Origin of the sequence: Sphingobacterium sp. UBA3549, assembly GCF_002376635.1 — a bacterium.
Lineage (GTDB): Bacteria > Bacteroidota > Bacteroidia > Sphingobacteriales > Sphingobacteriaceae > Sphingobacterium.
This window is the reverse complement of sequence record NZ_DFOE01000008.1, coordinates 27,860-54,664: the sequence shown is the minus strand read 5'-3', so window position 1 is coordinate 54,664 and position 26,805 is coordinate 27,860. Positions and strand designations below refer to the sequence as shown.

17 protein-coding genes are annotated in these 26,805 nt (G+C 40.6%); 6 read left to right on the top strand and 11 right to left on the bottom strand.

Going from position 1 to position 26,805, the window contains the following annotated elements; translation table 11 throughout:
- Window position 1 precedes the first annotated feature (1 nt).
- Window positions 2–1,405, top strand: a complete 1,404-nt coding sequence (locus B2W36_RS04980; protein ID WP_293886606.1) for a M14 family zinc carboxypeptidase — start codon at window positions 2–4, stop codon at window positions 1,403–1,405.
- Between the two features lie 59 nt (window positions 1,406–1,464).
- On the opposite strand, the gene B2W36_RS04975 is transcribed toward B2W36_RS04980, so the two are convergent.
- The 4 genes from B2W36_RS04975 to B2W36_RS04960 form a co-directional block, all read right to left on the bottom strand.
- Entirely contained in the window at window positions 1,465–2,952 is a 1,488-nt protein-coding gene (locus B2W36_RS04975) for a RagB/SusD family nutrient uptake outer membrane protein (protein ID WP_293886605.1), read from the bottom strand.
- 17 nt (window positions 2,953–2,969) lie between these two features.
- Entirely contained in the window at window positions 2,970–6,161 is a 3,192-nt protein-coding gene (locus tag B2W36_RS04970; RefSeq protein ID WP_293886604.1) for a SusC/RagA family TonB-linked outer membrane protein, read from the bottom strand.
- A gap of 119 nt (window positions 6,162–6,280) precedes the next feature.
- Window positions 6,281–7,336: a dipeptide epimerase gene (locus tag B2W36_RS04965; protein ID WP_293886603.1), complete on the bottom strand. Its 1,056-nt coding sequence runs from the start codon at window positions 7,334–7,336 to the stop codon at window positions 6,281–6,283.
- Window positions 7,337–7,343: 7 nt separating this feature from the next.
- Window positions 7,344–8,570, bottom strand: a complete 1,227-nt coding sequence (locus B2W36_RS04960; protein ID WP_293886602.1) for an NlpC/P60 family protein — start codon at window positions 8,568–8,570, stop codon at window positions 7,344–7,346.
- Window positions 8,571–8,959: 389 nt separating this feature from the next.
- On the opposite strand from B2W36_RS04960, the gene B2W36_RS04955 reads away from it, so the two are divergent.
- Together B2W36_RS04955 and msrA are read left to right on the top strand one after the other, a co-directional pair.
- The gene (locus B2W36_RS04955; RefSeq protein ID WP_409050312.1) at window positions 8,960–10,000 is read left to right on the top strand and encodes a N(4)-(beta-N-acetylglucosaminyl)-L-asparaginase; all 1,041 of its coding nucleotides are present in this window, start codon (window positions 8,960–8,962) and stop codon (window positions 9,998–10,000) included.
- 148 nt (window positions 10,001–10,148) lie between these two features.
- Complete coding sequence (gene msrA / locus B2W36_RS04950; protein ID WP_209579109.1) at window positions 10,149–10,664, top strand: peptide-methionine (S)-S-oxide reductase MsrA; 516 nt, start codon at window positions 10,149–10,151, stop codon at window positions 10,662–10,664.
- Window positions 10,665–10,828: 164 nt separating this feature from the next.
- Here msrA and B2W36_RS04945 read toward each other — a convergent pair whose 3' ends face one another.
- From B2W36_RS04945 to B2W36_RS04920, 6 genes are all read right to left on the bottom strand, one after another.
- Window positions 10,829–13,570 (bottom strand): DNA gyrase/topoisomerase IV subunit A, encoded by a 2,742-nt coding sequence (locus B2W36_RS04945; RefSeq protein WP_293886601.1) that lies wholly within the window; start codon window positions 13,568–13,570, stop codon window positions 10,829–10,831.
- A 149-nt stretch (window positions 13,571–13,719) separates the two neighbouring features.
- Window positions 13,720–14,262 carry a GNAT family N-acetyltransferase gene (locus B2W36_RS04940; protein ID WP_293886600.1) on the bottom strand — a complete coding sequence of 181 codons (543 nt, stop codon included), beginning with the start codon at window positions 14,260–14,262 and terminating at the stop codon, window positions 13,720–13,722.
- Window positions 14,263–14,297: 35 nt separating this feature from the next.
- Window positions 14,298–14,975 carry an ATP-binding cassette domain-containing protein gene (locus tag B2W36_RS04935; protein WP_293886599.1) on the bottom strand — a complete coding sequence of 226 codons (678 nt, stop codon included), beginning with the start codon at window positions 14,973–14,975 and terminating at the stop codon, window positions 14,298–14,300.
- Window positions 14,972–15,886 carry a hypothetical protein gene (locus B2W36_RS04930; RefSeq protein WP_293886598.1) on the bottom strand — a complete coding sequence of 305 codons (915 nt, stop codon included), beginning with the start codon at window positions 15,884–15,886 and terminating at the stop codon, window positions 14,972–14,974. The genes B2W36_RS04935 and B2W36_RS04930 overlap by 4 nt, the downstream gene beginning before the upstream one ends.
- Window positions 15,887–16,087: 201 nt before the next feature.
- On the bottom strand, window positions 16,088–17,260 hold the full coding sequence (locus tag B2W36_RS04925; protein ID WP_293886597.1) for an MFS transporter: 1,173 nt from the start codon (window positions 17,258–17,260) through the stop codon (window positions 16,088–16,090).
- A gap of 59 nt (window positions 17,261–17,319) precedes the next feature.
- Window positions 17,320–18,069: a TrmH family RNA methyltransferase gene (locus B2W36_RS04920; protein WP_293886596.1), complete on the bottom strand. Its 750-nt coding sequence runs from the start codon at window positions 18,067–18,069 to the stop codon at window positions 17,320–17,322.
- A gap of 8 nt (window positions 18,070–18,077) precedes the next feature.
- On the opposite strand from B2W36_RS04920, the gene B2W36_RS04915 reads away from it, so the two are divergent.
- A complete protein-coding gene (locus tag B2W36_RS04915; RefSeq protein ID WP_293886595.1) occupies window positions 18,078–20,429 on the top strand; it encodes a BamA/TamA family outer membrane protein in 2,352 nt (783 codons plus the stop codon).
- A gap of 63 nt (window positions 20,430–20,492) precedes the next feature.
- Here B2W36_RS04915 and B2W36_RS04910 read toward each other — a convergent pair whose 3' ends face one another.
- Window positions 20,493–21,020: a hypothetical protein gene (locus B2W36_RS04910; protein ID WP_209579117.1), complete on the bottom strand. Its 528-nt coding sequence runs from the start codon at window positions 21,018–21,020 to the stop codon at window positions 20,493–20,495.
- Between the two features lie 322 nt (window positions 21,021–21,342).
- On the opposite strand from B2W36_RS04910, the gene B2W36_RS04905 reads away from it, so the two are divergent.
- Together B2W36_RS04905 and B2W36_RS04900 are read left to right on the top strand one after the other, a co-directional pair.
- Window positions 21,343–23,547 carry a TlpA family protein disulfide reductase gene (locus B2W36_RS04905; protein WP_293886594.1) on the top strand — a complete coding sequence of 735 codons (2,205 nt, stop codon included), beginning with the start codon at window positions 21,343–21,345 and terminating at the stop codon, window positions 23,545–23,547.
- Window positions 23,548–23,693: 146 nt separating this feature from the next.
- Window positions 23,694–26,804, top strand: a complete 3,111-nt coding sequence (locus B2W36_RS04900) for a DUF6493 family protein (RefSeq protein ID WP_293886593.1) — start codon at window positions 23,694–23,696, stop codon at window positions 26,802–26,804.
- Window position 26,805: the final 1 nt, after the last annotated feature.

Genomic DNA, 26,805 nt, shown 5'->3' with positions numbered 1-26,805 from the left:
GATGAAATTAGTAAAAGAAGATTTCATCAAAGCCTTTTCTTTTTATAGAGAAAAGGCTTTGATGCATAGAAGATTTAAGCATGCCGATATTTTACCGCTAATAGAAAATATCGGGAGATCTGAACGTTTTGCTCTTGCGGAAATTGGGGCTTCTACCGAAGGTCGTTCGATTTTTAGATTGCAGTACGGAAAAGGACCAATAAAGATACTTCTTTGGTCGCAAATGCACGGCGATGAACCTACTGCGACAATGGCAATGTTTGATCTGTTTAATTTTTTTAAGGGTAAAGATGATGGTTTTGATGCTTATAGGCATGATATAGAATCCAAAATGACTTTGTATTTTATTCCTATGCTAAATCCTGATGGCGCTGAACGGTTTCAACGGAGAACTGCAATGGATGTGGATATGAATAGAGATGCAAGAGCAACAGCAACCGTGGAAGCCGCCTTGTTAAAAAAGCAAGCCATGTTGTTAAAGCCTGATTTTGCCTTCAATCTTCACAACCAAAACAATTATTATAACATTCCCGGAACAAGCACACCGGTGACCATTTCCCTGTTAGCGCCAGCCTATGATTATGCGCGTAATATCAATGAAACCCGGGGAGACGCCATGCGGGTGATTGTCGGTATAAATAAGATCCTTCAGGAATTTATACCCAATGCGGTAGCAAAGTATGACGATGAGCATACTCCGCGGGGATTTGGCGATAATTTTCAAAAATGGGGGGCAAGGACGATCTTGATTGAGTCAGGAGCTTATGCGGGCGATACTGAAAAAATGGTGGTCAGAAAATGTAATTTTATAGCATTGCTCAAAGCATTTGAAGAAATTGCCGACCAATCTTTTGCACAATATGTGATTGCCGATTACGAATGCATACCCTTCAATGATGAAAAACTTCACGATGTAGTGTTGCGAAATCTGACGATTGAGCGGCAGGGAAACCAAGTCGTTGTAGATGTTGCCATTCGACAGCAGGAAAAGACAATAGGGACTGACTATTATGTGGAAGGAACAATAGTAGACATTGGCGATTTGAAAGATTTTTATGGTTATGTGGATATTGATGTTTCTGGACTTAAATTCATTCCGGCCAAGAAATATGATAAGTCACTTCGTATGGACCAATTGAATAGCGGCCTTATTCACAATCTATTGAGAGCGGGTATTGCCGCCGTCCAAGTGGTAGACTGTGGCGCTGCGGGTAAAATGCATCAGTTTCCAATGAACATTGTATCTAGCGAGCTTTTCCTGCTAGAAAGTTTGCTTAAACTCGATTCTTCAGCGCATTTTTTTATCGGGACAGATGAAAAAATGCGTTATGCCGTTATTAACGGCTATCTTTTGGACCTTGCTGTTAGTCATCATGAACTACAGCATAAAAATAGCGTGTACTAATTGCTTGGTGGTGGGATAAACAAAAAAGGTCATTTTTAATGACCTTTTTTGTTTAAAAATTAGTATCCTGGATTTTGTTCATCTTTTAAAGCTGGGTTAGCATTTATTTCAGATTGAGGAATGGGTAATAGCGTTTTTTCAAACGTTCGATCAATTTCCTTTGGTCGAGTTTTGATCGTTAAGCCCTGAAAATCATCATTGAAATTGATCTTTTTATTTAGACGGATCATATCCCAATAACGATGTCCTTCGCCAAACAGTTCTTTACTCTTTTCGTTTAGAATGGCCTCCTCACTGATAGATACAGCAGTGAACGCAGGGCGATTAGGAGAACGTTTGCTAATGGCATTTAATAAAGTCGCCGCTTTCGTCGGATCTGATGCTGGTTTTTTTAATGCTGCTTCAGCTGCAATAAGATAAACCTCCGAAAGCCTGATGACCTTGATATTGACTGCTGTGTTATTGGTATTCCCTTTATCACCCAGGGAATTTAATGGGAGTGACGTGTTGGTATTGACACTGCCTAAATTTTTATAAACTGCTCCCATACGCGTAGCTGAGCTTTCATCGCGGCCTAAAATTGCCCAGCGGATGTCACCGGTATCCTCTTTCAACCGATTAAGATAATAATCGCTAGCGTAAAACATACCGCCCTGCCCCCCGGTTCTCCGCATGAGATAATAGCCTAAGCTAGCTGTGCCAAGGTCTGCTTCACCTTCGTTGATGCCGAGTTCATAGATCGATTCGCTGCCATACATACTTGTCCAAGAGCTCGCCCATTTTTCATTCTCATACAATTTATACACGTTGTCTGCAATAATCTCATTCGCTTTCTGGTAAGCATTTTCGTAGTCCGCCATGGTCAGGTAAACACGACTTTGGATGGCTAGGTTTGCATAGTAGTTGATATAGCCGTTATCGGGCTTTTTGTTTGTGCTGAGCAGCTCTTGGCCTGCCTTCAGATCTTTTAGAATTTGTGAATAAACCTCATCTACCGTGGCACGACCGGGTTTATTATTATAGGAAGCTGAATTGATGACAATCGGCACCCCTCGGGCTGTCTTCTCCTGCGTATAAGATTTACCGTATAACCTGACGAGGTCAAAATAAAATAAGGCGCGTAACGTCAGTAATTGTCCTTGTGCATTGGCATATTGCGCTTTGGATGCCGCATCGACTTTTTCGATTTTCTCTAAGACATCATTTGTCTGGGCGATACAATAATAGATTTGAGACCAGAAGCCGGAGAAGTTGTTGGTTTCAGCATCTTGATTAAAGGAGTATAACTGGTCTAACCCTCTTCCTTGCGAGTAAACCGTTAGATCTCCTCCTTTAACCTCACCATACAGTTCAAAGTTTCGGCCGTAATAGCTCGATGAGGCGATCAGTCGGCTTAGACCATTGATTCGGTTTCTGGCATCACTTGCACTTTTTAAGCTTATGTTGGCATCGATTGAATTCCCAGGTTCGACATCTAAGAAATCTTTGCAACTACTGAATGACGTCAATAAAGCAGCTGCTATAATGGATATTTTAACTATTTTCATGATGTAAAAATTAAGTATTAAAAACCGAGTTCAATTCCAAATGTATAGGTCTTCCCAATAGGGGTTTCCCATCCGCGCGTCGCATACTGACCGACTTCGGGATCTGCAATCTTGTATTTGGATGCGGTTAATAGATTCGTGCCATTAAAATAAACTCGAGCGTTGCTAAATCCGATTTTGTTCAATATGCTCTTAGGTAGTCTATAACCAAAATTGATATTCTTTAATCTAAGGAAAGACGCATCATGCAATTGTCTTGAACTATATTTTTGTGGATCTGTCAAGTCATTACCGTCCAATTTTGGCAGTGTTCCTCCGGTATTATTGTCTGTCCACATGTGCTCAAATGCATATTCCGAACGAATTCTTTCCCAGTAATAACCATCGTCAGCGACATCCTTGAATGCGCCATCATAAAGTTTTCCACCAATTTTATAAATGAAATTGAAGCCTAAATTGAAATTTTTATACTCAAAATCTGTATTTAGACCACCGCTCACTTTTGGCACACCGTTGCCAATAATCGTATAGCTTGCCTGATCAAAATCATAGGTCGCCTTGCGCCCATTGTAATCAAAGATATCCTCTCCTGTTTTATTGTTGTTGGTATAATAAACGTTTCTACCATTTTTTTGATCTACACCCGCCCATTCGTAGCCATAAAATGCTAAAGTGGATTGTCCTTGTTGATAGATAAATTGCGCTCTCACGTCTCCACTTCCTTTTGTGTCATTTCCGACTGATCCTGTAGGATCATACCAAATGATATCTTGATTATCGTTCAGCTTTTGAACTTTAGAAGTAACAAATGCAGCATTTACATTGGCACTCCATCTGAAATTTTCCTTTTTAAGGATATCGCCAGTCAGTTCAATTTCTAAGCCTCTATTGTTGATTTGGCCTACATTTCTCAATACTGTACTAAATCCGGTTGTTTGTGATGTGGGTACGTCCTGCAATAGGTTTTTAGAGGTTCTATTAAAGTATTCTACCGATCCTGTGATCCTATTTTGGAGAAAGCCAAATTCTAGCCCCGCATTTGTGGTATACGATGTTTCCCAGGTGATATCGGGGTCCGGATTCGATACCAAATTTCCACCAGGCTGACCTTTGTAATTGAAGTTGTTGAAGGAGATGAGTCTTCTCCATCCAAAATTATCGGTTGGTAATGTTCCATTCACACCGTAGGATGCTTTAAGACGAAGTGTGCTAATTGCTTCGCTTTCTTTAAGCGATGGAAGATTTTTTAAACTATAGGCACCTGATATCGACCAGAAATCTCCCCATCGGTTTTTAGGTCCCAATTTGGAAGAGCCATCGCGACGGTAGGAAGCGGCAAGAAAATACGCATTGTCGTAGTTGTATTCTGCTCTTCCGAGAAACGACATCAAATTATAACCCCAACTATACGCATTGGCCTCAAACTTACCCGCAGAGGAGATGTAGGGAAGTTCCGCAGAGCCCAGACCTCTTCCTGTTGTGCGCATAAAATCTGTTTTATTTTTTTCGGCCTCAAATCCCGCTAGTAAGTTCAGGCTGTGTTTATCGAAGGACTTGCTATAATTGATCGTGTTGGAACTCACCAATTTCAGCATATTGGTATTAAACTGATTGACAACTCCACCATCACTAACCCCATTGAAATGTTTAGCACTATAATAGAGGTAGTCTTTCATGTCTGTGTAGTCATAAGAGAACACCGTTTTGGCGATTAAGCTCGGGAGGATACTCCAAGTCAAATTGCTGATGACACCCAATTTGTTTGTTTTGGAACTGTTGTCCCATTGTTTATCATAATAATCGGCGTTATACGCATAACTACCGTACCTATCTGTCCAATCTTCTCCAGTTTTATAGTTTGTCGGCCAATACAAAGGCCACAGAAGATTTCTGGATTGGAGGAAATAATTGGAGCCGGTATTTCTGGTGTCATTAAAACCTTTTTTCTTGTTGTGTCCAATGTTGATATTGGTGCCAAATTCGAGGTTGTCTACGATCTTTTGCGTGAGGTTAAGACGGCCAGATATGCGTTCGAAATCATTGACTCTAATTCTGCTTTTATCGGTGGTATAACCTATGGAGGAGAAGTACTTTGTTGCATCAGTTCCGCCAGAAAGCGAAAGGTTATTGTCTTGAAAAATTCCGGTACGGAATAGTGCTTTGTCCCAATCGTAATATTTACCTTCTCTATTTTCGATACCATCGGTCATTCCGAGGATGTTTACATTATCGTATCGACCATTACCGTTTGTTTCGAAGCGATAACCGTGCTTGTTGAATTTATTATTCAGCTGCGTTAAAGCGTAAGTATTGGCCTCCGCTTCCGTTTTTCCGTTTGAGGTGCGGTAGTCGTAAAAGATCTGGTACAACATATTCACTTGGTCCTGTGGTGAGGCAGGTTCGTAGTTGTCTGTCGCCCAAGTCGGCGTAAAGCCAAGGGATGTCTTGAAATTCACCGTCGGTTTGCCAGCTTTTCCTTTTTTTGTCGTAATTAAGATCACCCCGTTTGCTGCCCTTGAACCATACAAAGAGGATGCAGCCGCATCTTTTAATACCGTGATGGTTTCAATATCATCGGGATTTAAATTGCCCATGACATTGTTGGAGGTGTAGATGTAATCGCCCATCTGTCCCCCGGATCCGGAATTGGCCGGTACTCCGTCAATGACATATAGCGGTTCATTTGAGGCATTCATTGAGCCAATACCCCGAATACGAATACTTGGTGTAGATCCTGCCTGGCCAGAGGGAGTCGATACCGTAAGTCCGGCAACACGTCCACTGAGAGCCCCTTCGAATGAAGTGACTGGTACATTATCGATGTCTTTCGCTTTCACAGTAGCAGCGGAACCCGTATAGGTACTTTTTTTTGCAGTACCATAAGCCACAACCATAACTTCATCCAGGGCTTGCTCATTACTGGCTAAGGTGATGTTGATCGTTTTGCGTCCATTGACCTGAATTTCTTGTGGGCTATAGCCAACAGCAGATATACTTAATATCGCAGTGGCGTTTGTGTTTAAGGTAAACAGGCCATTTTCGTTTGTTGAGGTCCCTTGGTTAGCGCTTTTTATAGTTATTGTAACTCCGCTAATTGGTTTTCCGTTGCTGTCCGTTATCTTACCGGCAATTTGGATCTGTTGCGCATATAAAGACTGCATCGAACTACAGGCTATGAGACACAACGTTGTGAGCACATGTTGTTTCATAAAAGTTTGAATTGATTAGTTTAGTTTTTAATATTTTGGTGCTGTCGCGCTTTGGTCAAACTGCGATAGCAATCAGTGCAATATTTTCTTTAAGAAAAAACATTGCACTGAATATAATCTTATTTTTTTACAATTCCAATCCCAGGACGGTCAGGAAGAATGCAGTTGCCATGTACAACGGTCATGCCGTCGTAAACATCATTTCCAATCAATAATGCGCCGTCTAAGTCTGCCCAGTCTGATAGGGGGGCAAGTTGTGCCGCGGCACTGATGGCACAGGAGGTCTCGGTCATACAGCCGATCATCACTTTCATTTCCAGAGAGCGAGCAAGCTCGGCCATACGTTTGGCCTCCCGCATGCCAGTACATTTCATCAATTTGATATTAATTCCTGAATACACGCCCTTTAGTGCAGGAACATCTACAAGTCGTTGACATCCTTCATCGGCAATTGTTGGTATCGGGCTGTTTTCGGTCAACCAGGCATTGTCATCTATCTGTTCCTTGGGCATGGGCTGCTCTAAGAAGGAAACGTTTCTTTCTGCAAGCCAGTGGGCCATCTCCAAAGCCTCCTCGCGCGTTTTCCAACCTTGATTGACGTCCGCGCACAGCGGGCGGTCTGTCACCTGCCGGATGGTATCAATAATCATTTTATCAGTATCCAGCCCAAGCTTTACTTTTAAAATTTTAAACTGATCAGCTTCGGCTACTTTTTTCCGTATCATTTCTTCGGAATCGATGCCTATTGTATACGATGTCGGCGGAATAAGATCAGGATTTAGTCCCCATATCTTATAATAAGGTTTGTTCATAATTTTTCCAAGGACATCATGCAGGGCGATATCAATTGCGGCTTTTGCAGCTGTATTTTTCAACGCAATCTGATCGATGTAATGTAAAATATCTTCGGTTTGAAAAGGAGAGTTGAACCCTGTCAGATCGATTTGATTGAGGAACGATAGGACACTTTCTTGCGATTCGCCAAGATAAGGGGGCATACTTGCCTCACCATAACCTATAATCCCATCATACTCTAATTCGGTCAATACAACGGGTGTTGTGCTTCTGCTGAAAGAAGCGACCGTAAAGACATGGTTCAGTGTTAGTGTATACGGGCGGAATCTTAATTTAAAGGCTCCAAAATCTTTATTGATCCATTGAGATTGGTTGCTCATCGTTATCTTATTTGTTGGTGTAATAATTGCTTTCAGCGACTTTTTGTATAGCGCTATCCTTCGTGCCGAGGTAACGGCGTGCAGCAACTACAGTACGGGTTTGGAAATCATCGTAGTTGGTGGCGTCCTTGAGCATGCTATTGATCCGAACCAAACCTGCCGCGTGAATAAAAGTGCCATTACCCATATAAAGCGCCACATGCGTCACTCGAGCATTTGGATTGTTATTTTTTCCTGCAGCAAAAAACAGTAAGTCGGCCGGTTTTAAGTTTTTAAGTGCTTTCTCAGGGTCAAAATGTCCTTCTTCGTCTAAAATATCAATTTTTTCTCCGGCGAGAACTTGTTGCGATGCATCTCTTGGTATTACAAAGCCGTTCATAAAGAAACTTGTTTTGGTAAAACCACTGCAGTCGACACCTTTTACCGAAGTTCCACCCCATAAATAGGGAAGACCCAACATGGTTTTCGCACTGGCGATAATATTTTCTGCTGTCGGATTGCGCGATTCAAACCAATTTTTCAGTGTCAGGCTTTCTGACTTTTTAATATAGCCCAAACGTCCATCGGGATAGGCGATCTGATAAAAATTACCTTTCTGCCCTTTTAATTGTAGAATGTCACCATACACCAGGTCAGAAACGCGTTGACTCTTTTCATTTGGTTCGGAATATGATTTCCCGAATTCTGCAGTATAGATAACTTTTTCTGCTTGCCGCCAATGTTCCAACGCAATGTTGTCCATCACTTCAATGGACGAGGCCGGTACCCACGCAATATAACCGTCGGGTGTGCGGACACGATAGTCTCCACTTTTTTTCTGCAGAAGATCCACCTGCGTGCCCAATAAAACCTGGCTCGTTAACTCGGCCGCATTATCCGGAAATGTCCGCATATTCGCAACGGATAGCCGGATCACTCCAGTAGTTTTTTCGCCTACACTGGCGTCAGGCATGAGCTGTACCTGAATATTAGCCGCTATTTCTTTTGCTTTTTGTTCCAAAACGAATTGAGCATCTTTCTCGGTTGTTTCAATCACATATTGATTTTGTACGACATCCGCTTTTTGGATGGCCACGATTTTGGTTCTTTTATCAGGAGCAAATTGACTTTTTACGTTTTCTTGCAACTCTTTAACCTTAAAATACATGGTGGAATCTAGCTGTTGTGCATAGCTGCTGCCGGTGCCAATAAGGCATGTATAGGCTAAAATAGCGAATTTTAGAGTGTTTTTCATGCGAATTAGTTTGTTTCTAAAGATAGGATTAATTCATAATATAAGGCAATTTTTATTGTCGATTTTTGAGTGATTTTGATATTATGTTGCTAAAAAACGAATGGTTGGGTTTAATTTTAATAAAATCATCTAATTGCTAAAACCATTTTGTAATATTGCTTATTGATTGTGAAATCATAGGTTCTAGCGTGGTTTGACGCCTTTAAAATGCGAAATCCTGTGCTTTGGCGCAGGTCGCTTAAGTACATTGAGGCGGATTTGGATGTTGTAGAATGCAGCGAAATCATACGTGCTCCTGATGTCAATGGGAGATTTGTTGTATTTGGGAGGCTAAAACCAGCTTTCAGCAATTGTTTGCCGCAAGGTTAAACCAAGATTTTATATAAAAGATGAATAAGAAAATGAGTTCAAGACGTAATTTTATTAAGCAAGGTTTGATGGCTGCTACGACAATGGGGGCCTTGACAGCATTTGATGCAAAAGGATTGACGGGTGCAGCAAATGGCAATTTGAAAAAATATCCTATTGTTATATCCACGTGGGATTTCGGCATTGCAGCAAATAAAGCCGCTTGGGAAATATTGTCAAAGGGAGGGAAGGCATTAGATGCCGTAGAACAAGGCGTCCGTGTGCCCGAAGCCGATCTGAAAAATATGACCGTTGGTAAGGGGGGCTATCCCGATCGCGATGGGCATGTCACACTTGATGCCTGCATCATGGATTCGGACGGAAATTGCGGCGCTGTTGCCGGAATGGAAAAAATTGGACATCCAATATCTGTCGCACGCTTGGTTATGGAAAAAACGCCTCATGTGATGCTTGTCGGCGAGGGTGCGTTGCAATTTGCTTTGGAAAATGGTTTTAAAGAAGAAAATCTATTGACTCCAGAAGGTGAAAAAGCTTGGAAGGAGTGGTTAAAGGAGAAGAAATACAAGCCGGTAGCCAATATCGAAAACCAGTCTTTTGCAGCGGAGCGCTTGCCTGGCAACCAGTATAACCACGATACGATCGGGATGTTGGCATTGGATGCCAGCGGGAATATATCTGGCGCCTGTACCACAAGTGGGATGGCTTTCAAAATGCATGGGCGTGTGGGAGATAGTCCGATTATTGGTGCTGGGCTTTATGTCGATAATGAAGTTGGAGGGGCCACATCTACTGGAGTGGGTGAAGAAGTGATACGCAATGTAGGTAGTTTTTTGGTTGTCGAATTGATGCGCCAGGGATATACGCCTGAAGATGCCTGCAAGGAAGCTGTTATGCGTATCGTGAAGAAAAAACCTGCGATTGCCAAAGAAATCCAAGTTGGATTCTTAGCCATCAATAAAAAAGGTGAGTATGGTGCATATGCTTTACAACAAGGTTTTTCCTATGCAGTTTGCGACGGTGAACAGCAAGATTTACTCATCAAGGGAAAGCATTATTATTAAGATGAGGCGTGTCTAAATATGAGATCTTAGTGTTCAGAGATCATATAACGTAGACATTTTTATTGCAGTGATAGTAGGAGATGTCATTGCATCATCAGCATTTAGGTGTTTGAATAATTAGATTAAAATACACAATAATATAAAAAGTATGAAAGCAACATTTGGAGGAGGATGTTTTTGGTGTACAGAAGTTATTTTCCAAAACACCGAAGGAGTGACATCAGTTTTGCCGGGATATATGGGCGGACACATAGATAACCCTACTTATGAGCAGGTTTGTACCGGTACTACAGATCATGTTGAGGTTGTTGAATTAGAGTATGATGAGGAATTGGTTAATTACGAGGATCTGTTGAAAATATTCTTTAAGACACATAATCCAACGACATTAAACCGTCAGGGCAACGATGTGGGTACACAGTATCGATCAGTTGTATTTTATCATAACGAAGAACAGGAGATCTTAGCAAAGAATTTCATTGATGAGTTGGACAATGAAGACGTGTATGAAGATCCTATCGTTACTGCAGTTGAGCCGGCTTCAACATTTTGGCTTGCCGAGGATTATCACCACAATTATTTCAATACCCATCCTGAAAATCCCTTCTGTTCGGTTGTTATTGCGCCGAAACTTCAAAAATTCTTTAAAGAATTTAAAGCATAAAAAGACAACATCAAAGTAACTGGAAGAGTTTCAAATGAAAATAAAGGTGTAAAATAGGTTTTAGATATGCCGCAAATGTACAAACGAAGTATAGGATAAAAAATTGATAAGCATAAAAAAGGCTCGAACTGATCTTCGAGCCTTTTTAACGTACAGTATATGATTTAGAACATTTCCATCTGTCCTTTATCGTCGATTTGGATATCATTTGGATTGGTTATTTCCAAGGTGATATCATCATTTTTGTCTGTTGGCTCATCCCCTTTTTGAGGAGTTGCTGTTGCGGTAGCTGTTGTTTCTACAGCAGCTTCAGTTGGTTGCGCTGTAGTTGTAGTATGTGCAGAAGTCGCCGTTGCTTTTTCTTTTTGACTTAAATCTTCGTCAGCAGTCAAGAGGACAACTGATTTTACGGTATGAAACGACAGACGATTTCCTTGCGCTTTTATTCCTTTTACATCGATGATTTCAGTCAAAGGTTGATCAAGAGTTTCTTCCGTTTGGGATTTGCCTTTTAAAATATCCAATTTGACGATGGGTTCAGTCGCATTACTCATTAAGATCAGTTTTGAACCTGCGTCTTCATTGATAAAGGAAATGCGCTTTCCAATAGGTTGATCGTCAAATTTAAAACGTTTGACAAAAAATGTTCCGCTTTTTCCATCCTGATGGATTACAGTATAGACGTGGTCTGGATAATATTTTTCGATGCGGATCATCTTCTCATCAAAGTGGTTGCTCAAATCAAAGTTAGATAATTCGTAGCTACCGTCCGAGAGTACTATTAATATCTTGTCATCGCCATCGAACTCACCCAAATACTGACCGCGTTCATCAGCATTTAGCCGTTTCATAATGGTGTCGTACCATATTTTTCGTCCGGCCAATGTGGATACACCGGAGCTTTTAAAGCTGATTTTTTTAACAGGATATTTGGATACAATATTTCCTTGCGAAGCACGCCCTTTGATCGCTATTTCAGCAAAGTCCATATCAAAATTTAACTTGCGCAATTTTGTATGCGGTTTAAGCTGTATGTTGACTACCTCAGCTTCACCGTTCGGATTGGCTGTGAAATACAGAATTTTAGATCCTTTGGAACCTTTGGATACATCATATTCCTTATCCCGAGTGACACCCACCACAGCGAAACGTTTGATAAAACTGGTGCCCGTTTCACCTTCTTTATAGATGGCGTTATAGATTGTCCGCTCATCGCCTTTTTTGAACACAGCAACGTGGATAATTCCCTTTCCGACAAACACTTTATCCTGGATTTTACTGACAACGTATTTACCGTCCTCACGGAATACAATAATATCGTCTATATCAGAACAATCGCATACAAACTCATCTTTCTTCATGCCCGATCCAATAAATCCTTCTTCACGATTGACATAGAGTTTGGTGTTTGCCAAGGCAACTTGGGTAGCTTCTACTTTGTCGAATATGCGCAGTTCGGTTTTGCGTTCACGGTCTTTACTATATTTTTCACGTAACTTTTCAAACCATGCAATGGCATATTCTGTCAGTTGGCGTAAATGACGTTTGACTTCTTTGATCTCATTTTCGAGCGTCTTCATCATTTCGTCCGATTTTTTAACATCGAAACGTGTAATGCTGCTCATGGGTTTATCGATCAATTTCTTGTAATCTTCGGGGCGTATGTCCCGATAAAATTGATCAAAGAATGGTTCAAACAAGCGATTTAGAACTTGCACAACGGTATCGAAGTCACCTGCATTTTCGTAATCCGGATGTTTGTACATCCCATTCTGGATAAATATTTTTAATAGGCTACTGAAGAATATTTTCTCTTGAAGATCGTTCAAACGAATCTCCAATTCTCTTTTCAATAGGTTTTTAGTGTTTATGGTATTCTCGATGAGAATATCATTGACACTCATAAAATGAGGTTTCTCATCCTTGATCACACAGGTATTGGGCGATATGGAGACCTCACAGGCTGTAAAGGCGTACAGGGCATCGATTGTTACATCCGGAGATATTCCGGGTGCTAAATGCACAATGATCTCGACATTTCCCGCGGTATTGTCCTCTATTTTTTTAATCTTAATCTTCCCTTTATCGTTGGCTGTAACGACACTTTCAATAAGACCGCCGGTTGTGGTTCCGAAAGGAATTTCTGTAATGGCGAGCGTCTTTTTGTCACGTTCCTCAATCTTTGCCCGTACACGGATTTTACCGCCACGTTGACCTTCATTATAATTTGAGACGTCGGCCATACCACCAGTAGGAAAGTCTGGGAATATATTTGGACGTTCACCGTTTAATACCTGAATTGACCCGTCAATAAGCTCAATGAAATTGTGCGGCATGATCTTCGTCGCCAGCCCTACTGCGATCCCTTCGGCTCCTTGAGCCAATAATAGCGGAAATTTTACCGGTAAGGTAACAGGTTCGCGATTACGGCCATCGTAACTCAATTGCCACTCTGTTGTTTCGGGGTTAAAAACCACGTCATTGGCAAATTTGGACAGTCTTCCCTCGATGTAACGAGGAGCAGCCGCAGAATCGCCCGTAATGGGGAAGCCCCAATTCCCCTGACAATCGATCAAAAGGTCTTTCTGTCCCAATTGTACCATGGCATCGCCAATAGAAGCATCACCATGTGGATGGTATTTCATCGTATTTCCGATGACGTTAGCAGCTTTATTATATCTACCATCATCCATTTCCTTTAGGGAATGGAGGATACGACGTTGTACGGGTTTTAAACCGTCATTAATATGTGGTACGGCTCTGTCCAAGATAACATAGGAGGCATAGTCCAAAAACCAGTTTTCGTAGAGACCCGATAAAGGTATCGTCTGACTTCCGCTTTCTGTTTTTCCTGATCCCAGGTCGTCTTGATTATCTTCCTTTGGGAAGTTTGTTTCGTCACTCATTTACTCAGCAATAGATTAAATTGTACAATACAGAAATGTTCGAAATATTATTTTATTCGAACGTGTAAAAATACAAAACCATTTTGTTTTATCACAGTGAAACTATGAAAAGTTAAAAAAATTAGCTTTTGAAACTAAAATAATTAGTTTTATAGGGTGTCGGGAACCAAATCATACCAATAACAGGGGATATTCCATGGATCGAGATGAAATTGCTCTGTCACCTGAAAACCTGTTTTCTCCAACACATTTCGCGACCCCTTGTTTTGGATATGTGTGATGGCATGTACATCAAAATGGGTCAGGTGTTCTCGATAGTACTGCATACAGGCTAGCGCCGCTTCTGTCGCATAGCCTTTGCCCCAGGACTCCGTTCTGAAACGATAGCCGAGATCTAGAAATCCAATCCGCCCATTTTCCAATTCGTCAATATATTTGAATCCCGTCCAGCCTATCCAGTCGTTGCTTGATTTCTCAACGACCCCTAGGCGACCTATACCGTATCGCTCATACTGTTGCTGAATATGGGTGATTACTTTTTTTATTTCTTCAATGGATTGTACAGGTTCTTTATTCAGAAAAGTATGAACCTCCGGCTGTGAATCCATTGCGAAAAAATAAGCAGCATCATCCAGCTGTATCGGGCGGATAATTAAACGTTCGGTTTCCAGTATTGGTAGGTATTTTTCCATAGTTTTTTATTCATGTCGAATGACTTGATCCGTAGTTATAGCCAAAGCTTATCGATATCTTTCTTCAGTATTTTTTCTTTCATTTCTTCCTCAAAGTCTCCAAATTGATCACTTTTGACGGATTTACTGATTCTGCCAGCTTCGAGTACCAAGATTTCATCGCAGGTATCTTTTAAAGTGGAAAAGATATGGGAGGAAATCAATATGATCTTTCCCATTGCTTTTAGACGGAGAATAATTTCTGTAAGAATGATACTGCTCTGCAGATCAATACCATTAAATGGTTCGTCCAGAATATAGTACTTATTGTTCTGCAATAACGTTGCCGTCAGCGCAAGCTTTTTTTTCATCCCTGTGGAATAAGAGCTTGCATATTCCTTCAGCGGCAATTCGAAAATATTTCTTTCACTAAGATTTTTGATCTTCTTTCCACGCGCATCTGTTAGCAGATAAATATACTCTTCACCTGTCATCTTCGACATGAAATAAGGATCGGAGGTTAAGTAGCCTAAATTATTCTTTAACGGTTGCAGAGCAGATGTTATAGTGCCTGTGGGCGTTTCAAGTCCTGCAAGACAACGAAATAGGGTTGTTTTTCCTGCACCATTTTCGCCAACAATGCCATATACCTTTCCTCCGCTAAATGTATAAGAGATCTCGCGGAGTACCTGATGTTGTCCAAAGGATTTACTGAGATTCGTAAGCTCGATCATAAATGATTTTTAAGGTTGTTGATGGCTTTAATGTAATAAAAGGGCAATAGCGCAAGTATCAATGGATAAAAGCTAAAACAAAGCACTAAAGCAAAGCCTTCCGGGAAATTGATTTCTCTTGGGTAAGCGACGTATTTTAATGTAATTGCAAAAGGAAGCAGAAAAAAGATACCTCCCAGCACAATGCAGGCATTGAATAACGCTGAGGGAAAGAGAAGGACGTAAACAAGGAGGAGAGGAAATGCAACTAGAAGGCATTGCAAAATTCCCCGTCGAAATTTTCGCATGAGAAAGCCTCTTGGTGTATGATTATCATTCCAAAGGTAAAAAATCGGCTCCGGTAACTGATAATATAAAACGCAGGTGAGCCCAATGCATGCAACACAAAACAAGACAAGATTGGGATTGGCAGCATAAAAACCTATTGCAGCCAATAGATATAAAACGATTAAAAGAAGGTAACTCCGACGGAATCCGATAATAAATTCAAAAGGTTTTTTTGCGAATGGCGTCGGAATGGACTTGCCAAAAGCCTTAAATGTCAAAAATGAAAAAAGTACAGCTAATACAATCAAAAACAGTGCATATGGCCAATGATTATGAAGGAGAAGAATGACAAACGAAGGGATAACGACCAAGGCATTTTCCCATAGTCTGATTTTGTGAAAATCTCTTCTGCTGAATATGTTTTTGAGAAAATCATTCCTGTTTTTTTCCGTGAGTAGAAAAAGCAGTTGAAAATTACCCAGTATCAGGGCATAATAGCCAAAAATAGGGTATTGAAACAAAGCATAATAGACTAAGTAGCATAACCCAAACAATAGGAGATAGGCGATCGGAACAGGTAGTCCTGTAGCTTTGATATGACGAACGAGTAATTTGTATTGGAGCTTTAAATAATTGCTTACCATGATAATTCAAACTTAGATAAATTACCTTTTATTTGCAATATAATTGCATAGCATATAACGGCAAGTATTCGGTCCGATCTGTTCTTTTCGGCACTCCTGTTCGCTACGCAGTTTATTGATCTTTCACGCTGTCCATTGAAAAACTGATGATAGCGGAAATCCCTGTTTGCCTCGCATGCGTTTTCGAGACCTTTATAAAGGCTAGTTGGCCTTGTGCTTTCGTTGCCAGCTCAGCATATAGGCCAGTGCAAGCAGCAAGACCACTGCATTGCCATACATAATGACGGGAATTCGAAGGATAACATCACTATAGTACAGGCCAGCAAGCAGTGCGCCAAGGCCTATTCCCGCTTCGAGCGAGATATACATGGTTGCTACGGCCTTGCCACGATGCTCGGGTAAGCTGAGGTCAATTGTCCAAGCATTGACAGCAGGCGAGAGTATGCCGGTGCCTGCCCCATAGATGCTTGCACCGATCATCATTCCAACAAAGCTATTGCCCATTCCGATAGCAACAAGTGCAATGGCAATAATGATTATTCCAACAACAATGACTTTCGGTCTTCCGTAACGGTCCGAGACTTTGCCGGATACAAAACGTATCAGTACCGATGCAATCGTAAAGGCCAGGAAAAATAGTCCTTTGTTTTTAATTCCTAAATATTCACTCCAGTCAGGAATTAAGGTTAGAATAACTCCATAAGCTGTGTAGGATAAAAAGGTGACGATTCCAGCGGGTAGCGCGCGCCATTCGATGATATCCTTGCGGTTTATTTTGAGCATCGAAAGATTAAATTTCTGTTTTTTTGCCAGTGTCTCCTTCATGTTAATGACGATAATAATGGAGAGAAGTGCCATGAGAGATGAACAGTAGAACATGATATTGATGCCAAAGGCCTCAAAGATGGCGCTACCAATCGCTGGACCAACAGCTGTCCCGATGCTAAAAGCGAGTCCATGCATACCCAATGCTTCACCCCATCTTTTTTGGGGCACTAAATCAGCTACGTAAGCAGACGTTGAAGTCGGTTTAAAACCCGTAGAAAAGCCATGTATCAATCGTAGGAATAAAAAACCGGCGACAGACGTCAAGATAGGATAGAGAAATCCACAGATGAAACAGACGATGGATCCAATGGCCATGACCGGTACCCGCCCCCATCGGTCGGTCAATTTTCCACTGAAAGGCCGCGAAATTCCTGCGGTCAATGTAAACAAAGCGATGATTAAACCTTTGTATTCTGCTCCGCCCAAACTGCTCAGGTAATTAGGGAGCTCGGGGATAATCATATTGAAACTCGAAGAGAATAAGAGCGAGCTTAAGCAAAGTAAAATAAATTGTAACGTATAGATGGATTTCTGTTCAGCTGGCATGGCGGAATTTTATCGTGGAATGTGGCAAATGTACAGTTTTCGGAGCGATGAATGGATTCTTAAACCAATTTTTGTCTAGAAATCTCACTACAGAAGATCGTTGTTGCTACAGCAACATTTAAGGACTCCGCCTGCCCTAAGCGTGGGATGGTAATGGCTTGATCGATCAATGCTGTTATTTCTTTACTAATACCGTTTCCCTCATTGCCCATAACAATTAAGCCTTCATCGGTCCATTGGGTTTGATAGATGGATTGACCATGCAGTAGTGCACCATACACCTTCAGACCACTTGACTGTATAAATTCCCCTAAATCGGTATAATAGATCTGAAGTCTTGCCAGTGAGCCCATAGTTGCTTGTACTACTTTAGGATTGTAGGCGTCCACGGTACCTATAGAGCATATAATATGTTTGATGCCAAACCACTCCGCGGTGCGGATAATAGTGCCTAAATTGCCCGGATCCTGTATATCATCAAGCACAAGACTAAATTTATTTTTTAAGTTGTCTGATACAATCTTTTGTTGTGAGGGTAGTTTGACCAAGGCGAGAATTCCCTGCGGCGATTTCAACGCACTAATCTTTTGAAATTCAGTCTCCGTCAGTTCCTGGCATTTTATATTATGCGAGATTTTACCCACTTTTGTGCTGGCGTCGCCCGTATAGAAAATGGACTCAACCTGATAGCGAGAAGAGATAAATTCCATGACGGACTTTATACCCTCCACGATAAAAAGGCCGTGCTGTTTTCTAAACTTTTTATTTTGCAGAGACGTTATTAGACTGATTTGCGCTTTTGACAACATTTTTATTGATGATTAATTACCCTCGTTTTATCGGATTTGCAAGTATAACCTTTTTAGTGTCACTTTTTGCATCCTGCCGGTCTTCAAAATACCTTGACGATGACCAAGCTTTGGTTACAAAAGTACAGATTTCTGGTGTTACCCCTGCATTGAAAGAATCATCCGAAACATATATTTCCAATCAAATACGACCTAATTCAAGGGTAAATCTCTTTATTTACAATACGTTCAATACCACAAACGGCCGCTATAAAACCAAGAAAATTCGGAATGTCGGTGAACCACCTCATTTGTTAGATTCGGCAATGGTCGATTTGTCCGCTAATCAAATCCGGCGATTTTTGTTTTCAAAAGGATATTTTAAAGCCAAAGTAACACCCGAAATAGCTGTTTCGAAGAAGCGCGCGCATATAGACTTTAAGGTTGATCCTGGTGCTCCTTATCAAATTAGAGGTGTAGATCGTAACTTTGAAGAAGCAGATATAAAGCACATCTTTGAGCGTGAGGTGCTGCCAAAGACTGCCGTCAAGCCAAATACGCAATATGATGCAGCAAAATTACTCGATGAAAGAGAGAAACTTTATGTTTCGATGCGGAACAACGGATATTACGATTATTTGCGGCAGTATATGCGTGCAGGTATTGATTCGGCTATAGCGGGTAATTTGATCGACCTCAAAATCAATGTCGAAAATCCATCGGATTCTACGATACATAAAAAGTATCAGATTGACAGTGTTTATATGACCATAAGGAATTATGGTACAATGTCGAAGAAGTCACCGCATCGCATTCAAGATTCAGCTAAACGACTCTTATTTGTTGATGAAACGAATAGCTTTCGTTGGAAACCGTTAGAGCGTTATATGTATTTGCGGTCAGGGAATTACTATTCGTTACAAGAGGAAAATAAATCCTATGACCGATTGTATGAGATGAATGGATTTCGTTCTGTCAAAATACAGTTTGTCAAGAAGGATTCCAATAAGCTTAATGTGCATTATGATTTTGTTCCAAGACCTCGAATGGGAAACCAGATAGAAGGTGAGTATACCTTTAGTTCGGGTATGAGTGGGTTCAATATCGGAAATACTTTTTCGCAACGTAATATTTTTGGAGGGTCAGAGCAATTGGAGGTTAAATTGCGCTACGGAGTTTTGTTTGACCCGCGATTGGCAGGAGGGCTTTCCAGTAAGATCTTTAACAATGATTTTCAGGCAGGGGTCAACTTGGTTATTCCGCGCTTGATGGTTCCTTTTCATATAAATCCGGGAGGGAAATTTGGCCTGCCTAAAACGACCTATTCCATGACATTGCAATTATTTGATCAGGATAAAACCTATTCAAACCGTTATTTTATTACGTCCTTAAATTATTCCTGGTATGAAACGGAGAACAAGTACCACAGCTTCACACCCATCGTATTGGAGTACAGGGATGGGCGCCTAGATTCCAATTTCCGGAACAAGCTCGTGCAAGAAGGCTATCAGCTGTATGTGCGGAGTAACGACCGCCAGTATTTCGGTCTGGGAACCCAGTACACTTTTGTGTTGAATGGAAAAAAATTGAATAGCAAGGAAGATTTTCAATATTTCAGAGGGACATTGGATGTTAGTGGAAACTTTTTGGATCTTATTAGTTCTTTGGCAAAATTGCCTAAGAATGCCGACGGAGAGAAAAAAATCTTTGGTGTGCCTTTTCTCCAGTATGCCAAAACTGAACTCGATTATCGTTTATATCGAAATCTTGGAGGAAATAGACAATTTGTCTTCCGTTTTAATCCAGGGATAGCGATTCCATACGGTAACAACTCCAAATTGTTGATTTTTGAGAAGAGTTTCTATAGTGGCGGAATGAACGGTATCCGTGCTTGGCAGGCACGTACGTTGGGACCGGGTGCTTACAACCGCCAGAGTTTAAGTGAAGACCTGCGTTTAAATCTGCGTAATCTGGATCAACTCGGCGAAATTAAATTGGAAGCGAATGCAGAGTATCGTTTCCGGTTGCTCAATAATTTTTTGGGAGCCAAAATGAACGGAGCGACATTCGTAGATATGGGGAATGTTTGGCGTCTCAAGAAAGATGAAGAATTGAACCCTGGAGGAGAGTTTAAAATCAATAAATTTCTTGGGCAAGTCGCGATTGGTACCGGTTTTGGACTTCGTTTCGATTCAGACTATTTTGTGATCCGTTTAGATGCCGGACTTAAACTTAAAGACCCTCAGTTTTCAGGGGTCGATCAATGGGTTATTAAGCACTTTTTTGATTCTAAAGAATTTAAGGCACAGTACTATGAAACCCACAAACCAGACCGATACAATTTTATTCAATATAATTTTGGTATCGGTATGCCGTTTTAAAGCACCACGCTTCATTTATTTTGACTTGCTTTCATTGATACGAAATCTAGGTAGACCTTGGCGCTAACCAATAAGATTTTTGAGACTTGAAAAAATGGATTCGAAAATTTTGCCTAAATCTAACCCCTGGGAATGATTGAATAAAAAGAAAACAATGGCCAGCGCAATGGCTGTCATAATCACTTTTTTAAACATATAAGCGATTCCTAGTACGATAGCAGGAATAACTAAAAACATCAATCCACTAATGGCAAATGGAGAAAGGCCGCTATCACTCTTGTAGATGTAAAATAGGCGCCCTTTAGATGTTTGCTGGTTTTTATGGCTAAAGAAAACGAATGTTGATGACTCAATTTTCTGATTTGGGACAGCAACACCATCGTGAAACTGTAAAGGCTGAGAGAAGCCATTGATCGTAAATAAGTAATTGCCATTGATGGTCTCGTTGGTATTTCCCAAGGAATCCAATGCAATAACTGCTAACTTTCCGTTTTTTGAAAGATTTTCTTTGACGATAAAGTTTTGGATATTTTGCTCTTGAGCAGCAGCCCAAAAAGGTATCATTAATAGAAAAAATATAATCTTTTTCATTTTTTTATTTTATACAAGTCTACAGTGACCCACGCTGAATTTATTCTCCTCGTGTCAAGATCGCCTGGAACGTCGGCAGGGATCAACAAGCTTTATCCAATTTCTTTGAATTAAGACTGCAATTTTAGGTATTTTAATTTTCTTTTGGAAATGTTTAAAGTTTCCGATATACCGACACTTTTAGTCGTACTCAGTCTCCTTTTACGGCGGCAAGATAATGGAGGAGCCAGAGCGGCTCAGACCATTTGCATTTTTTACTTAAGTAATCTTGTGTTCAATTAAATTTTACTAATTTTGACGCTAACCATATAAACTGTTGTCAATGAGGAGTATATTATTATTTTTTGTTTTGGTGAACGCTGTGTGTTTCGGCCAAAAAAATGAAAGTTATCTTATAAAACAAGAGCTATTCCTAGGAAATAAGCTAGCAAACTCCAAATCGACTTATGTGACCGTGTCTTCCAATAGGACATTATCGAAGAAAGCTTTTCCGTTGGGAATAAATACGAAAGCCATCACGTATACAGATCCGGAAAGACAATTCATCTTTTCGAGTTTATACCCAGATAGTAGTCTTAATGTTTTGTATTCGAGCGTGTTGGCTGATGTTTTAATGCAATTGCATCAACCTATTTATTTTAATTTTCAAGGCGAGCAGACGATTGTCGATACAACTTCGCTCAAGAAGGAGATTCAGGTAAAAGCCCAGCATTGGGAGCTAACAGACGATGTCGTTGCAATGGTAGCTAACAATATGGCTGGTGTGGGGGCTGCGTTAAGCCAAGAGCTAAATCATGCCTATATAAACAAAGATTTGTTGAAGAGACTCCAAGTGGAGTCACAATTGGTCGACAGTAAAAGGTATAGCATGACAAAAAGCGATAAGCAGAAAGTATATTTAACCTTCAAAGATACTTCCCAACAGTTGGAAGGGGAGCTTGTGATTGCTAAGAAAGGCTGTAAACTTATCAGTCTAAATCAACGACATACCTATACGTTTGATAATCGCCCTGTCTTAAGTACAACAAACATACAGCAATTGGAGACCATTATGCATCCTATTTACGACGAAACATATGCCGAAATGCTATTATCAAGCAGTTTTGTGAGCAAGAAATTATTAACCGATGGCGCAGTCGATAGTGTGAAAGTAGTGGATTACATCAAGAAATACGATGCTATTTTTCCCAATGATAAGTTTTTTGTGCAGAAAAAGTTAAATCTACTTCAGCAGATTAAAGACGATAAACAATACGACTTAACTTTGAAAAATACACCAGTAAATTTGTTGGCAGGAACACACCATCTCTCTAATCTGCTTTACAGAGGCGAGCTATCGAAGGACAAATTTATGGCTTTAATTCCTTTGCTGGACAAGGAAAAGAAATATAACTGGATACAGAATAGTTTGTACCAAGGGTATGCACCTTCGAAGGAATACCTATCTGCTGGTGAACAGATCGAACTATTATTGAATGGCTTTTCCGAAGTGGAAAAACAATACATCTATCCTATGGTATTGTGGCAACGAATCGAGGACCTAGACAACGATCTACCACAATCTCGGAACCTATTTAATGAGCTGATGGGGTTGAACGCTGATTATTGGACCAATGGAAATGCGGGGCGGTATGCTTTAATGGCCTTTAAACGCTTGAGCACTATTGACGCGCAATATGGTCGGCAAATGTTAAACGACATCATAGCAAAATTGACAACACTTTACAATACGGATCAGACGGAACGGAAAGATGTAACACGTGCGCATCTTGCCACCGCCTACTATTTTGCTTACCAATTAATTCATAAAAATGATAGAAGAGAGGCCTTGGCTTATTTGGAGAAAGCTGCGCTATATTCTCCAAAAAAAGATGCTGAAATTGCCTATGATTCCTATTACGATACGAACTTTTTAAAGGCTAAAAACAACTATTCGGAAGATTATCTGACCGAACTGGCTTCGACGGGCCAGAAGGATGTTGCCTTATCAAAATACATTAAAGAGTTTTTGACTGTGCAGGGAACAAGCTACAGGGGCCTACGTGATTTTTATCAACATTACTATTCAGATCAGAAGTTTAGCGAATTTTTTATGCAAAAAGTTGTTTCGCAGTTACCGGAAGCCCCTAATTTTATTTTAAAGAACTTACAAAATGGTCAAACAACAAATGATGATTTGAAAGGTAAATGGACATTGGTGGATTTTTGGGGTACCTGGTGTGGACCATGTGTTGCAGAAATGCCGAAACTCAATGATTTTTATGACCGGCTCAAGATAGATAAAGAAAGGTCGCAAAGAATTGGTTTTGTCAGTATTGCGTGTAGTGATACAGAAGATAAAGTGAAAAATTTTATTGCCAAAAACAATTATACGATACCCGTACTCATGTCGGACAATCGGGTGGAACGAGATTTTAATGTGCAGGGTTATCCGAGCAAGTATATTCTAACACCGGAGGGGAAGTTGATAGCGATGCCATTTGGTTTTGACTGGCAGCAGTTGTTAGAAGAAATAGCGGTTTTTTAATATAATTCTCGCTATTTTATAATGTTTTTATCTAATCCCTATGAAATGAATAGCTAGTTATTGACTTTTTCATATATACTTTTTTTTGTGCTACTTTCGTTATATTTAAACAGAAAGGGAATTAATTGATATTATAGCTAGAAATAATGTTAAAGCATTTAAAGTATATAGACGGCACATCAGATAAATTTTGGGAAATTCAAACAACTGGAGTAACACATACCGTAACCTACGGTCGAAATGGAACGGCCGGACAAAGTAAAAGTAAAACATTCGACTCGGAAGCAGCCTGTCTAAAGGATGCCGAAAAGCTAATTGCTGAGAAGATAAAAAAAGGCTATTCTGAAGACGGTACTTTAGGCGTCGATCGTAGTGAAAAAGATTCAGCTGTTGGACCGCTTTCGGTTGCTAGCCGACGGAAAGAAGAAGCGTTAGAGGCGCTGAAATTGCTTATCAAAGAGGCAAGGATTGAAAATATCATTCCATTTTTGGAAGAATACGCTAATGGCAATCTCGAAGTTTTAAAAAAAGAAATTCGTGCTGCCAAGCGCTACTGGGTTGATTATAGTGATCTCTCCAAAGATCCTGAATTTAAAAGTAAAGCCCAATACAACTGGGGTATACGGGGTACCAAGGCACAGCAGCGAGCGGTGAAGTTGCTGGCTCTGGCCACATTTTCCGGCTCAGATGCGGGTAGCTGGGATATTTTTCATGAGCTTTTGAATCAAGCGAAGAGCCATGATGTGATGCAAATCCTAAACTATGCCAAACCCAATTGGTTGGGCGGTTATTTATTGCAGTTAGTTCGTAAAAATGATTGGCAACGCATTACATATGATAATCTTCGCTTACTGGAGCAAATGGGACATATCGATTTTGAACCAGAGCTCTATGCAAGCTCCATTTCTGGTTTTAATCATTATGAATCAAAAAGGTTTTTTGAACAACTCACCACCGATGAATTGACAATCCAAAGAGATATTCCATTGGTGTTTGCTTACGAAACAGGGATTCAAAATGCCTATTGGAATTATGATTATCAGCATGCCGTCAATGAACTCTTATGGGATAAGGTGTTCGACACATTATTGGCCAATGGGAAAATTGATCCAGAACTTATCATCACCGGAGCGCTTGAAGCTCAAACCAAAAACTGGAATATTAATCTCAAAAGCTATTTCAGAAAGCTTATTGAACGGATGAAGCTTTCTGAAGATAAAGTGATCGAATACCAGCAAAAATTCTTTTCCTTATTGCATGCTGAATCTAGTGCCGTGATCAATTTTGTAGTTGATTATCTGAAGCCATTCCTCTCGCATAAGGATTTTGATTTACAGGAGTTTTTGGATTGGGCAGAATGTATCTTTATGCGGAGCGATGTTAAGTCAAGCCTGAAGACCCTTTTGATTCAATTTGATAAGCTATTGAAGCAAAAGCCAGCGTGGCGCGAACGATTTGTTTTAATGGCTGCAGATCTATTTATGATTTCGGACCTACAGTTGCAGGAAAGGGCAAGTAAGTTTATCTTAAAAAATCAGCATGAGCCTTTGGAAGCGTTATCTGACAAGCTTCAATTATACCAAACGCAAATGATGGGAACAATAGCGGTTGACCTAAAGCATCTTTTTCAAAAAGAGGGTTATTCAGAAGCTGAAATCTTGGCTGAGCTGAGCGGCCGTTCCGCCGAACGATATGTCTATCAGCCGACAGAATTTCGTTGCCTGAACGAAGCTTATGAATACCCGCAGACCTGGAACGAATTGTTTTTCAAGGTGGGAGAGGTCATCGGAGGCTCGGATCCTATTCAGGTGGAAATACTAATGAATGCCTGGGTGCAACAGACGGCCGTTTTTCCCCCCGACTATCAGATACAATTGGAGCCTTACATTAAGCAGCTAACAGGATCTTATCGTGAATCATCTTGGTACAACCATTTTTCAGGCGCCTTTATAAATATGTATTATAAGCCGACTGTAGTATATAAAGATAAAGATCGATACCACAATTACTCCAAATGGGTGAGTTTGATGGGCAGCCAATTGGAGTTACTGCAACGTTATCGGATTGATGGCATCCGCTTACCGCTGTTGAGTCTGCCGACGCATAAGCCGTTTTGGATTGCACCCTCCATACTCGTGCAGCGCATTTTGGCTTATCAGGAAGCAGAAGTGAAAATTAATTTATTGGACTTATCCATTGCGCTAAGCCGTACAGTTCGTGAAGATTTAGAGGGTATCGAAGTACTAATAAAGCAAATTAAGGAACAGCAACTCCAACATGTGATCAGTTATGCCCTAGGCCTGGATTCGATGAAACTTCATCAACAATCCTGGCTGAAGAATTTATTGTCTTTCAAAGATTCCGATCAGGCAAGCTGGATTGGCGTATGGGCAACCGTGGCCCGTACGCATCATCGCGATACTTATTTTGAAGAATTTGCCAAAGAGCCTTTGGCAGACATCCCCTTTGCTGCGGAGCCATTTCGTCCGGTATTGCAGATAGAACCAACGTATTATAACGGTTACAATTACACGACTAAAAAATCGGAAAAGGTATACAATGGTGATAAGCTGACGTATTATTTTCCGTCTTTCAAACAGGGAGCTGAGACTTTTTTGTATCATAAAGATCTTTTTAATCGTGGCAATGATACGCTGTTGGCTTATTATTTGTATAGGGCCGATGTGCCTTTTATGCATAGCTTAATGCCGCAGAATACAGAAAGTCTTTCCATGTTTTTAACGGTGGGATTGAATGGTAAAAGTGATATTGGCGGAAAATCTTCAGCAGCTTATCTGCAGGAGATGTTGTACGATTTTTTCCGCTTTGATCAACAGTCCAATCTGTACCTGGCAACTTCGTTTTTCAATAAAGATAAGGAAGTGCGTGCGATGGCGGTTGAAGTCATTTTAGCTGCAATTAACGAAAATAGATTGGACACCGCGGAATTAGGTGTGCAACTGGGACTGCTGCTCGGTAACGGCTATGGGCCAATTGGGCGATGCGTGGAAGTTCTGGAGCAATGTCGCGATATATCTTCGAAGTATAACAATGCGTTATTGCAGTTGCTGGAGATGGCTTTTATTCATTTTAACATTGCCGAAAAGATGCCCACGAATTTTAAAAAGCTCATCGAATACTATTACGATTTGATGAATAAGGAACAACACAGTTTTTCAGCTGAACTGCAAGAGGTTTTTGGGAAGCTAGAGATATACAAGAGTTTACAACCCATTTTGAAAAAAATAAGACAATAAA

Coding starts and splice junctions, on each gene's coding strand:
- B2W36_RS04980 (WP_293886606.1), top strand. CDS start 2: ATGAAATTAGTAAAAGAAGATTTCATCAAAGCCTTTTCTTTTTATAGA.
- B2W36_RS04975 (WP_293886605.1), bottom strand. CDS start 2,952: ATGAAAATAGTTAAAATATCCATTATAGCAGCTGCTTTATTGACGTCA.
- B2W36_RS04970 (WP_293886604.1), bottom strand. CDS start 6,161: ATGAAACAACATGTGCTCACAACGTTGTGTCTCATAGCCTGTAGTTCG.
- B2W36_RS04965 (WP_293886603.1), bottom strand. CDS start 7,336: ATGAGCAACCAATCTCAATGGATCAATAAAGATTTTGGAGCCTTTAAA.
- B2W36_RS04960 (WP_293886602.1), bottom strand. CDS start 8,570: ATGAAAAACACTCTAAAATTCGCTATTTTAGCCTATACATGCCTTATT.
- B2W36_RS04955 (WP_409050312.1), top strand. CDS start 8,960: ATGAATAAGAAAATGAGTTCAAGACGTAATTTTATTAAGCAAGGTTTG.
- msrA (WP_209579109.1), top strand. CDS start 10,149: ATGAAAGCAACATTTGGAGGAGGATGTTTTTGGTGTACAGAAGTTATT.
- B2W36_RS04945 (WP_293886601.1), bottom strand. CDS start 13,570: ATGAGTGACGAAACAAACTTCCCAAAGGAAGATAATCAAGACGACCTG.
- B2W36_RS04940 (WP_293886600.1), bottom strand. CDS start 14,262: ATGGAAAAATACCTACCAATACTGGAAACCGAACGTTTAATTATCCGC.
- B2W36_RS04935 (WP_293886599.1), bottom strand. CDS start 14,975: ATGATCGAGCTTACGAATCTCAGTAAATCCTTTGGACAACATCAGGTA.
- B2W36_RS04930 (WP_293886598.1), bottom strand. CDS start 15,886: ATGGTAAGCAATTATTTAAAGCTCCAATACAAATTACTCGTTCGTCAT.
- B2W36_RS04925 (WP_293886597.1), bottom strand. CDS start 17,260: ATGCCAGCTGAACAGAAATCCATCTATACGTTACAATTTATTTTACTT.
- B2W36_RS04920 (WP_293886596.1), bottom strand. CDS start 18,069: ATGTTGTCAAAAGCGCAAATCAGTCTAATAACGTCTCTGCAAAATAAA.
- B2W36_RS04915 (WP_293886595.1), top strand. CDS start 18,078: ATGATTAATTACCCTCGTTTTATCGGATTTGCAAGTATAACCTTTTTA.
- B2W36_RS04910 (WP_209579117.1), bottom strand. CDS start 21,020: ATGAAAAAGATTATATTTTTTCTATTAATGATACCTTTTTGGGCTGCT.
- B2W36_RS04905 (WP_293886594.1), top strand. CDS start 21,343: ATGAGGAGTATATTATTATTTTTTGTTTTGGTGAACGCTGTGTGTTTC.
- B2W36_RS04900 (WP_293886593.1), top strand. CDS start 23,694: ATGTTAAAGCATTTAAAGTATATAGACGGCACATCAGATAAATTTTGG.